Annotated in this window: 9 protein-coding genes and 1 pseudogene; 1 reads left to right on the top strand and 9 read right to left on the bottom strand. The window is 73.7% G+C overall.

The window, feature by feature from the left end; translation table 11 throughout:
• Positions 1–2,079 (top strand): ATP-binding protein (locus V7793_RS26495; protein ID WP_336010691.1); only part of this gene is annotated, 2,079 nt, incomplete at its 5' end.
• Positions 2,080–2,100: 21 nt separating this feature from the next.
• On the opposite strand, the gene V7793_RS26490 is transcribed toward V7793_RS26495, so the two are convergent.
• The 9 genes and pseudogenes from V7793_RS26490 to V7793_RS26450 form a co-directional block, all read right to left on the bottom strand.
• Entirely contained in the window at positions 2,101–2,625 is a 525-nt protein-coding gene (locus V7793_RS26490) for a DUF4231 domain-containing protein (protein WP_336010688.1), read from the bottom strand.
• 18 nt (positions 2,626–2,643) lie between these two features.
• The gene (locus tag V7793_RS26485; protein WP_336010686.1) at positions 2,644–3,387 is read right to left on the bottom strand and encodes a glycerophosphodiester phosphodiesterase family protein; all 744 of its coding nucleotides are present in this window, start codon (positions 3,385–3,387) and stop codon (positions 2,644–2,646) included.
• Positions 3,388–3,407: 20 nt separating this feature from the next.
• Positions 3,408–4,562: a patatin-like phospholipase family protein gene (locus tag V7793_RS26480; protein ID WP_336010684.1), complete on the bottom strand. Its 1,155-nt coding sequence runs from the start codon at positions 4,560–4,562 to the stop codon at positions 3,408–3,410.
• Positions 4,555–5,595 carry a hypothetical protein gene (locus tag V7793_RS26475; RefSeq protein ID WP_336010681.1) on the bottom strand — a complete coding sequence of 347 codons (1,041 nt, stop codon included), beginning with the start codon at positions 5,593–5,595 and terminating at the stop codon, positions 4,555–4,557. Before V7793_RS26475 ends, V7793_RS26480 begins: the two co-directional genes overlap by 8 nt.
• Entirely contained in the window at positions 5,592–6,494 is a 903-nt protein-coding gene (locus V7793_RS26470) for a hypothetical protein (protein WP_336010678.1), read from the bottom strand. Before V7793_RS26470 ends, V7793_RS26475 begins: the two co-directional genes overlap by 4 nt.
• A gap of 8 nt (positions 6,495–6,502) precedes the next feature.
• Entirely contained in the window at positions 6,503–8,329 is a 1,827-nt protein-coding gene (locus V7793_RS26465; RefSeq protein ID WP_336010675.1) for an Hsp70 family protein, read from the bottom strand.
• A gap of 270 nt (positions 8,330–8,599) precedes the next feature.
• Positions 8,600–9,385, bottom strand: coding sequence for a 3-oxoacyl-ACP reductase FabG (gene fabG, locus V7793_RS26460; protein ID WP_336010672.1), 786 nt, complete (start codon positions 9,383–9,385; stop codon positions 8,600–8,602).
• Positions 9,382–9,654, bottom strand: a complete 273-nt coding sequence (locus tag V7793_RS26455) for an acyl carrier protein (protein WP_168094871.1) — start codon at positions 9,652–9,654, stop codon at positions 9,382–9,384. Before V7793_RS26455 ends, fabG begins: the two co-directional genes overlap by 4 nt.
• A 104-nt stretch (positions 9,655–9,758) precedes the next feature.
• Positions 9,759–9,971, bottom strand: a pseudogene (locus tag V7793_RS26450) (beta-ketoacyl synthase N-terminal-like domain-containing protein); the annotation flags it as partial.

Here is a 9,971-nt window from a genome sequence, read left to right as displayed (position 1 = left end):
GGTCGCGAGGACCTGGTGCGCGAGGTGCACGGCGCGCTCACCGGCGCCGCCGGACCCGCCGTGATGATCGCCATGCTCACCGGCATCGGCGGCGTCGGCAAGACCACCCTCGCCGTCCACACCGCCCACCTCGCCCGCCCCGACTTCCCCGACGGCCAGCTCTACGTGGACCTGCGGGGCGCCGGCGCCGACCCCGCCGACAGCGGCAGCGTCCTGGCCCACTTCCTCCAGGCTTTAGACGTCCCCGAGACCGACATCCCCGACGACCTGGAACAGCGGGCGGCCCTCTACCGGTCCGTGCTCGCCGACCGGCGCGTGCTGCTCCTCCTCGACAATGCCCGCGACGCGGCCCAGATCCGCCCGCTGCTGCCCGGCACCGCAGGCTGCGCCGTGCTCGTCACGACCCGCTCCCGGGCCATCACCCTCGGCGGCGCCCGCCACTTCCACATCGGTGTGTCCAGCGAGCCGGAAGCCCTCTCGCTGCTGGCCGCCATCGCCGGCGAGGAGCGGGTCGCCGGCGAGCCGCGCGCCGCGCGGGCCCTGGCCGCCTCGTGCGGCCACCTGCCGCTGGCCGTGCGCATCGTGGCCTCCCGCCTCGCCTCCCGGCCGGGCTGGACGCTCGCCTCGCTCGTCGCCCGCCTCGACGACGAGCGCCGCCGCCTCGACGAGCTGCAGGCCGGCGACCTGACGGTGGAGACCACCTTCCGGCTCGGCTACACCCACCTGCCGTCCGACCAGGCCCGGGCCTTCCGTCTGCTGGCCCTCGCCGACGCCCCCGACCTCCCGCTGGACGCCGCGGCCGCCCTCCTCGACCGCGACGACTTCACCGCCGAGGACCTCGCCGAGGGCCTCGCCGACGCCGGCATGCTGGAGTCGTACGCCCCCGGCCGCTACCGCTTCCACGACCTCCTGCGGCTCTACGCGCGTCGTCAGGCGGAACGCACGGAAACGCCGCAGGAGCGGAGCGGGGCCGTCTCGCGCCTCCTCGACCACCTGCTCGCCACCGTCGGCAACGCCTCCCGCGTCCTCGAACCCGACCACGCCCTGCACCGCCACCTGCACCCCGTCGCCGCCCCGGGCCTCGCCTTCGCCGACGCCGACGAGGCCCGGCAGTGGCTGCGCCGCGAGCACATCACCCTCGCCGCCACCCTCGCCCAGTCCGTGCGCGAACTCCCCGGCGCGCTGCGCGCCGCGGGCGACCTGCTGCTCACCTGGTCCGGCCTCATCGAGGGCCCCGCCCACCGCGACGAACTGCGCCGCCTGTCCGAGCTGACGGCCGCCGCCGCGCGCGAGGCGGGCGACGCGTGCGTCGAGGCCCGCGCCCGGTACACCCTCGGCAACCTGCACTACCTCACCGACGTGTACGAGGCCGCCGAGCGCGAGCTCTCCGAGGCGCTGCGCCTCGCGGAAGCCGCCGACGACCCCATGTGCCGCCACCTCGCGGCCAACGCCCTCGGCATCCTCTGCTTCGCCACCGACCGCCCCGCGCTCGCCCTGCCCCTGCTCGAACAGGCCCGCGTGCTGTGCGACGTCCTGGGCGACAAGGGCAGCGAAGCGCGGGTGCTCGCCAACGCCGCCCGCGTCCGCCTCGCCCTGGACCAGCCCCGCGAGGCCGAGCGCGACGCCGCCGAGGCCGTCCGCCTCGCCGAGGCCACCGGCAACGGCCCGACCGTCGCCCTCACGCTCTACCAGCACGGCTGCGTCCTCCAGAAGACGGGCCACCCCGACCTGGCGGCCCGTCAACTACGCGACGCCCTCGGCTACTTCATCGAACAGCAGCAGCGCGGCTGGGAAGGGCTGGCCTGGGCGCGCCTCGCCGAGTGCCGGCTGGCCGAATGGTGCGACACCGACGCCGTCTCCTGCGCCGAACAGTCCCTGCAGATCGCCCGCGAACTGGGCAAGACCTACTGCCAGGGCCTGGCCCACGCGGTCCTGGGGCGGGCCCTGCCCCGCCTGGGCGACCCGTCCCGTGGACGGGACCACCTGCGCGAGGCACTGGCCCTCTTCGAACGGCTCGGCGTCCCGGAGGCGGCGTGGGTCCGCACCCTCCTCGCGCAGACGCCGGCACCGACACGCTGATCCGCGGGCACGGGCCCTCCGTCAGCGGACCGCGCGGTTCGGGGCGCCGCCGTTCACCGGCTGCGGCGCCGGGCCGGGATCGGGGAGGTTCTTGAAGAACTCCGAGGACTCGCGGCGGCGGATGCGGAACACCGCGTCGAGCAGGGCGTTCGCCGACCGGGACGAGCCGTCGGACCCGTCGGTCCCGAGTCCCCCCGCCCGCCACGCGAGGTACACGCGGGTGAGCTCGATCTCGGTCTCCCGCAGCAGGATCCAGGAGACGTCCCAGCGGTAGAGGGTCTTGAGCGCCGTCGTGATCGCCACCAGGAACCCGGCCCCGGAGATGGCCACGGACTTGCCCGGGAACTCCAGGGCGGTCAGCACGGGCAGCGCCGCGCCGACCAGGATCACCACGGCACCGCTCAGCCGGTAGAGCCGCCGGTGCCACCCGGCGCGGACGTCGTAGAAGTCGATGACGTCCAGGACGTACCGCTCGGCGGCCGCCGTGAAGCCCTCCTCCGAGTTGCGCCAGCGCGGCGCGGTCGCTCTCAGGCCCAGTTTCCTCAACACGCTTTTCCCCCACGTTCACAGGGCTGACACGGGCAGGTATCCGGAGAAGAAGACGTTGCTGACCGACTCCCGCGCGGCGCGCTCCTCCTCCGGCGAGTGGACGGTCCATCCGATGACGGGAAGGCCCCGCCGCTGCCAGAAGCGCAGGGCCCGCGACGGCAGGGCGTCCAGTTCGAAGCTGATGAAGCCGGGGCGGGAGACGGCGTTGGTGACCATGGACCGGCCCGCGGCGCGCAGGACCGGCGGCGCGGACCGGAGGGCACCCGCGATCTGCCCGACCGGCACACCGGGGAGCATGCGGCCCAGCCGGTGGACCGTACGGGGGTCGAAGGACTGCACGGCCACGCAGCCGCCGTAGCCGCGGAGCGCCGCGACCACGGCCCGTTCCAGGCCGGACGCCCCGGCCACGCCCCACCGGCGCACGTCGACCATGACGGGCACGCGGCCGGCCACCACGGCCAGCACCTCCGGCAGTGTGGCGGGCAGGTGGGACCCGAGGGCCGAGGAGGCCACCGCCCGCAGTTCCCCCAGCCGCAGGGAGGTGACGGGCAGCTCGCGGCCCGACGGCAGGCGGACCGCGGCGTCGTGCACGACGGCGAGGGCGCCGTCCCTGGTCAGCTGCACGTCGAGCTCGAAGGGGACGCCGTGCTCGACGGCGCGCCGGAACGCGGCCATCGAGTTCTCCGCCACGGCGTCCGGGCCCCCGTGCAGGCCCCGGTGCGCGATCGGCCGGCTCAGGTGCCAGGGGAGATCTCGCACGGTGCCCTCCGGAACGCTCGTCACGACGGTGTCGCGGGCCGGGGGGCGTCGCACAGCCGCTGGAACGCCGCGAGCATGCGGGTCTCGGCCCGGGAGAGGGAGTTGTGCACGCCGAGCAGGTGGTGGAGCTCCTCGAAGCGTACCCACGCGTCGCGGTAGCCGAGGCGGCGCAGCGCCTGGACCCGGTCCGGGGAGAAGGACAGCAGACCGGTCAGCGGCCCCAGCGGGCCGGGCGGGACGATGGGCACGCTGGGCCGGATGTCGATGCGGGTGACGCGGCTCGCGGCGTGCGAGCTCACGACGGCGTCCGGGTGCAGGTGGACCACCACCACGACCTCGCAGTGCTCCTGCTCCGCGAAGGCGCGCACCGGCGTCCGGTCGCCGGGGCCGCCGAGCCCGCCGTCGAGGTAGGCGCAGCCGTCGACCACCCGCGAAGGGAAGATGAACGGCAGCGCGGCGCTGGCGAGCACGGCTTCCCGGATCTGGTGCTCCGGATAGCCGTTGATCGGCAGCACGTCGCCCCGCGCGCCGCCCAGCCACCGCAGCACCTCCATGAGGTGGCGCAGCCGTACGGGCAGCGACTCCGTGCGGGCCAGCGGGTAGGCGACCACCCACAGGGGCCGGCCGGCCCGGATCGCGGCCGCGTCCACCGCCTCGTTCACCAGCTCCTCCAGCAGGCCGACCCGGCGGCGCAGGCCCAGCAGCCGCGAGGCGAGCAGCCGGGCCTGCCGGGCCGTGCCCTCGGCCGCCGCCCCGGCCGCGTCGAGCGGCAGGCCCTGGTCGGCGAACGGCGCCACGCCCGACTGCGTGGAGAAGCGCTCCCAGAACTCCGCCAGGCGCAGGGTGCCGGTCTTCAGGTCCGGAGCGCTGACGAGCACGGCGCCGTTGAGGGCGCCGATGCTGGTCCCGGCGACGGCTGCGATGTCGAGGCCCATTTCCGCGAGGTAGTCGCAGACGCCCAGCTCGTACGCGCCCTTGGCGCCTCCGCCGGCCAGCACCAGGCCGATGCGCAGGGAGCCGGCCGGCCGGAACGGCGGCCGGGTCCCGGGCGCGGCGGCGGGGCCGTCCGGGCCCGGTGCCGCCGTGGGCACGGGGGCGGTGTGCCCCGGCGCCACGCTGCTCGCGCGCTCCGCCCAGGTGGAGAAGGTGCGCTCGACATCCTGTGCGTCACTCACGTCCCGCACCGCCCTGTCCACCGTCGTCGGACTCCGCGAGCTTGCGGAGCCGGATCCGCCGCTGGCGCGCCTCCGCGAACTGCTCGGCCACGATGCGCCGCACGAGCTGCTCGACGCTCAGGCTGGACGGCAGGAAGAGGTCGCCGCTGCCGCTGCTGTCGCGCAGGGCCTGCCGCGCCGCCTCGTCGGCCCCGGATCCGGCCACGGCCAGCTCCGCCGCCCGGGCCAGGGCGGCGGTCAGCGGCCCGGCGGCGTCCGACAGCTCCTCCGCCACGCCCAGGCCGAGCAGTTCGGCCACCATCAGCCGGTGGTTCTCGCCGGGCAGGTCGCGGACGGCGGTGGTGAGCATGGCCGGCAGCGACTTGACCCCCTCGAACCACGGCACGGGCGGGTCCTGCAGCATGCGCTCGGTCAACTGCCGCTGCATGAGGGCCTCTCCGCCGCTGAAGGCGTACGTGCCGGCCGGGCCGGAGGCCACCTCGCGGGCGAGCAGGACCGCGCCCACCAGCCAGGGCAGGCCCGGGTCGGGCCGCGGGTGGCGCCAGCGGCGGGCCGCGGCGTCCATGGCCGTACGGGCCTCCAGCGCCGCCAGCCGGCGCTCGTGGTCGGACAGGAATCGGCCCGTGTCACCGGCCAGCCGCGCCAGGACCGCCCCCAGCTCGCCGATCGCGTCCGCCGACCACTGGACGGACGTCTCGACGCGCTCGATCCGTTTCTTGGCGTCGTGCACCTCTTCTGCGACCTCGGCCACCACGAGGTCGGTCACGGTCATCCGCTCGCTGAGGTGCGTCAGCCAGCGCAGCGTGAGCTTCTGGGTGCTGAGCATCCGGTCGCGGACGGTCCGTTCGCGGATGCGGTCGCGGCCGGTGGCGCGGCCGAGCAGCCGGGCGAAGAAGCCCTCGCGGGCCCCGGCGCGCGCCAGGTCGTTCGCGGTGTGCAGGTCGTTGGTCAGTTCGAGGAGCAGCCGGTCGTCGACGAGCGGCACGCCGCGGGCGACGATCTCCAGGGAGAGCGTGTCCTCGGGGGCCGTCACGGCGCCTCGTCCGGGACCAGGAAGACGAACGCCTTCAGGTGGTGCTCGGGCGCCTCGCCCTTGACGGCGTAGGCCGGTGCGACGACGAAGCCCGGGGACCCGGTGTCCTGTCTGTTGTACGGCTGGTAGTCGCCCTCGGCGAGGGCTTCGACGTCGACGTCGAACTGCAGGGTGGCGGGCAGTTCGACGGCGGCCATGTCCCGGACGATGCCGTTGGCCGCGTCCACGGCCTTGCGCAGCCGGGGCTCGACGCCCTCGGTCGCGTAGCCGCGCTCCGCCAGGGTGGACAGCACGCCCTCCGTCGTCGCGGCCGCGCCCTGCCGGGCCGGGGCGAAGAGGAGGTGCACGGTCTCGGCGACGGCGCGCGCCCGTGCGGCCGGCATGCCGCCGGCGATCCGGTCCCACTGCCGGGCGTCGGCGGGGCACAGCTCGCGGGCGAGGTTGCGCAGGTCCTGGTCGACCAGCCGCTGGTAGCGCTCCTTGATCTGGGAGTGGCGCCGGTGCATGTCGCTCGGCGCCTCCCCGGTGGCGATGGCGTCCCGGACGCCCGCGGAGCGCAGCAGGTCCAGCAGGGTCTCCACCTGCCGGATCCGCGCCTCCAGGTGCTCCACGTGGGAGGCCATGACCGTCACCCCGTCCGACAACTGGCCCACCGTCTCCCGCAGGCGCGTGATGTCGTGCTGCGCGGAGCCCCTCCTGGGCTTGGCGTTCTGCTGCTCGGCCCGTGCGTCCGTGCCGTGCTGCCACGACTCCACCGCCACCAGCCGCTCGTGCAGGTCCCGCAGCTGGCCGAGCCACCACTCCTGCGAGTACTGCCCGCTCGTCGCCGCTCGCATGGAGGGGGCGGCGGGCTGCTCCTGAGGGGCCTCGTGCTCGTTCCACCCGTAGTGGTCGTACATGGCTCGGCTCACCTTCCTTGGGAGGGGTCGGGGCGGTCGGTGCTGCCGCGGCCGTAGAGGTCGTCGAAGGCGACGTCGGCGCTGCGGGCGGCTCCGGACCGGCGGTCGCGGACCTCTACTTCGATCTCCGTCGTCCCGAAGGAGAACGCGACGTCCAGGGAACGCCGGCTCGTGGGCAGGCCGACCGAGCCCGAGATATCGGGAATGACTTTCCCGATGGCTTCGCAGCCCTCCTCGTCCGTGTATTGCGGGTCGTGTGCGTACGTGGCGTGGATCGTCACCTGGACCGAGGTCCACTTGGGGAATACCGCCACGGTGCTCAGCGCCTGGTGATCGGTCGGAACGAGATCGCCGCGCCGGGCCATCACGACGAAACGGTCATTGCACTTCTCGTTTCCGTCGTCGTCGATGAAGAATTTCTCCAGGGGGTCGGTGCCGTGCCGGAACGGCATGCTGCAGCCGAATCCGTAGGTGTATTTGGAGCGCCGGCCCCAGATGATGGACGGGTCGTAGGCGAAGTGCACGGCGCCGCCGAGAACGGCGACGGCGGGGTCCATCGGCGTGATCACCCGGACTTCGTGGCCGAAGCGCTGGGCGATGCGGTCGCGGAGGTAGGTCGAGCGGGCGAATCCGCCGACGAGCAGCATTTGCTCGCGGCCCACCGGCGGCCCGTCGCCGGACGCGGCGGCCCGCTGCCGTTCGATGGTGCCGAGGATGGGGCGCACCACGGATTCGAAGAGCTTCGTGACCTCGTGGGCGGTGATCTCGATGTAGTGCGTCTCGCCCGAGGCGAGCACGGTCAGCCGGGACTTGGTGGTCTCGTCGAGGGCGTCCCAGATCTTGCCGGGGATGCTGACGAGCACCGTGTCGCTGATCACGGGGGTGCCGTCGGCGGCGGTCTCGGAGACGAGCCGCACCTTCTCGGTCTCCCAGTCCGACTCCAGCTGCCCGACCTCCTTGGGGAAGGCGGCCACCAGTTGTTTGAGCTGCTGTTCCCCGAAGCGGTCGGTGAGGATGCCGGTGACGAAGGCGTGGTTGACGTAGGCGGAGCCGAGGCGGTCGCCGTCGGCGACGCGGGTCTCCTTGAGCTGCCCGGGGCCGACGCCCTCGGCGCGGATCTGGTAGCTGGTGATGTCGACGGTGCCGCCGCCGCAGTCGACGACCATGAACCGGCTCCCCGGGGTGCCGACCTCCAGCTGCCCCTCGGGGCGGTCCGGGCCGAGCACGGTGCCCGCGTTGAGCGCGCAGTAGACCGCGGCGGCCTCGGGCTCCTGCACCAGCAGCAGCCGCTCGGCGTCCCCCGGGAGCCCGGCCGAGACGGCGGCCGTCCGCATGAACTGCCGGTCGGCCTCGGTCCACATGGCGGGGATGGTCAGGCACCAGCGGATCTCGTCGGCGGTGTAGGCCGCGCCGCCGACGGCGTAGCGGCCTATCTGGTCCAGCGCGGCCCCGCGGACGTGCATGAGCATGGCGGTGACGAGGTCCTTGACGGTGTCACGGCGTGCCCCCGCCAGGCGGCCCTGGAACTCCGGGATGTCCGACTTTCCCTCGCGGCCGTGAATGGCCATCTTGAACTTGCTGGCGTAGCCGAAATTCTGGGGGTTCCCGCGGGCCAGTTCGCGATCCCAGGCATTGCGTGCCTTTTCGCCGAACTTCACCGGTTCGCCCGCCCGGTCGACCAGAACGGCGCTCAGGTCCTTCGGGTAGGTGTGGCCCCCGGATTGTGTGAACGGCTGGTAGACCACGACCCGGTGTCCCGCCGCGTCCTGGAGCGCGGAGACGGTGGCCCAGGCGAATCCGGTGCCGTGTGTTCCGAAATCGATCGCGACGATCACCTTGGGTTTGAAAATCGCACCACGTGTTGACGGCGTCATGGCTCCCCCGAGCTCCGCACAGTTGCCGACAGGTGCTTGAGGGTACACGTCACTCCGGGTGCCCGGGAGCCCATTCGCGGAATGGCTTCCACCTGTACGCGGCGGGGCTCCGCAGAATGGATTCCCTTGCTATCGACACCGATTGGGGGAGGCCGGGAACGCGGGCGGGGAGAGCGGCTGCGCTATTCGTAGATATATCCGTTCGATCTCTCTCCGGTGTCGTGCGGCGCGTTATCCCGGCAAACCCCCGTTGATCTCGACGACCTGACCGGTGATGTACGAGGCCCGGTCCGACACCAGGTACGCGACCAGGTCGGCCACCTCCTCGGGGGCGCCCGCCCGGCCGAGCGGGATCTGCTCCAGATGACGCTCCGTCACCGCCTGTGGCAGGGACGCCGTCATGTCGGTGGTGATCAGCCCCGGGGCGACGACGTTGGCGCGGATGCCGTACCGGCCGGCCTCCTTGGCGAGCGAGCGGGTGAAGCCGATGATGCCCGCCTTCGAGGCGGAGTAGTTGGTCTGCGTCGCGCTGCCGCTGACGCCGGCGATGGAGGAGAGGGTGACGATCGCCCCCTTGCGGCGCTTCATCAGCGGGAAGACGGCCGCGCGGCAGATGTTGTACGTGCCGTGCAGGTTGGTCTCGATGACCTCCCGCCACTCCTCGTCGGCCATCAGCGCGAGGGGCCGGTCGCGGGTGATGCCCGCGCAGGTGACGACCGCGCCCGGAGGGCCGAGCTCGCGCACGGCCGCGGTGACGAACTCCCGGGCCGCTCCGGCGTCCGCGACGTCCGCCTGCTGCGCGTACACCCGGGCGCCCGCCGCCAGGGCCGCCTTCGCGGCGGCCTCGGCGGCGCCGGAGTCGGAGCGGTAGCAGAAGGCGACGTCGTGACCGTCCTCGGCGAGCCGTGTCACCACCGCCCGCCCGATGCCGCGCGAGCCACCGGTGACCAGGGCCACCGGCCGCGGTGCGGCACCGGGTGCCGGGCCGCTCGGCGCGGTGCCGGCCGCGGCGCTCATGCCGCGGACCGGCTCGCGACCCGGTCCCGCACCAGCTCGGCGATCCGCCGGAAGGAACCCAGGTCCGCGAGGTCGGAGTCGTCGATGCGGATGCCGTACTGCTCCTCGATGCGCACGGCGATCTCCAGGGAGATCAGCGAGTCCACGTCGAGGTCCTCCTTGAAGCGGGCGTCGTCGGTGACCTCCTCGACGGGGAGTTCGAGGGCGTCGGCGACCACGGCGCGGAGCTCTTCGACGTCGAGGGGGGAGGTCGTGGGCTGAAGGGTCATGGCGGGTCTCCGGATCCGGGGGTCGGGTCTTCGGTACGGGAAATCTGTTCGGGGAAAAGCGAGTTGAGCGGTCAGGGGGTGGCCAGGGGGTGGTCAGGGGACGGTCAGGGGGCGGTCAGCAGCAGCGCCGCCGCGGCATCGTCGCCGGCGCTCCCGGCCCAGGCCAGGACCGTGCCGTCCGTCGCGCCGTCTTCCGCGCGGCGGTCGAAGTGGGCGACGGCCGCGGCGCACTGCAGCACGCCCAGGGCGCCGGAGCAGCGGCCGAGCCGGCCCGTCAGGTCGACGGCCGGCGCGCCCGCAGGAGCACCGGCGGCGTC

The sequence above is a fragment of the Streptomyces sp. KLMMK genome (assembly GCF_036961605.1).
GTDB lineage: Bacteria > Actinomycetota > Actinomycetes > Streptomycetales > Streptomycetaceae > Streptomyces > Streptomyces telluris.
Note: the sequence above shows the minus strand (reverse complement) of the source record. Positions and strands in the feature narration are given on the sequence as shown.

What these genes read in the sequence shown, in the direction of transcription:
- V7793_RS26455 (WP_168094871.1), bottom strand. Translation starts at nt 9,654, where the DNA reads ATGACCCTTCAGCCCACGACCTCCCCCCTCGACGTCGAAGAGCTCCGC.
- fabG (WP_336010672.1), bottom strand. Translation starts at nt 9,385, where the DNA reads ATGAGCGCCGCGGCCGGCACCGCGCCGAGCGGCCCGGCACCCGGTGCC.
- V7793_RS26470 (WP_336010678.1), bottom strand. Translation starts at nt 6,494, where the DNA reads ATGTACGACCACTACGGGTGGAACGAGCACGAGGCCCCTCAGGAGCAG.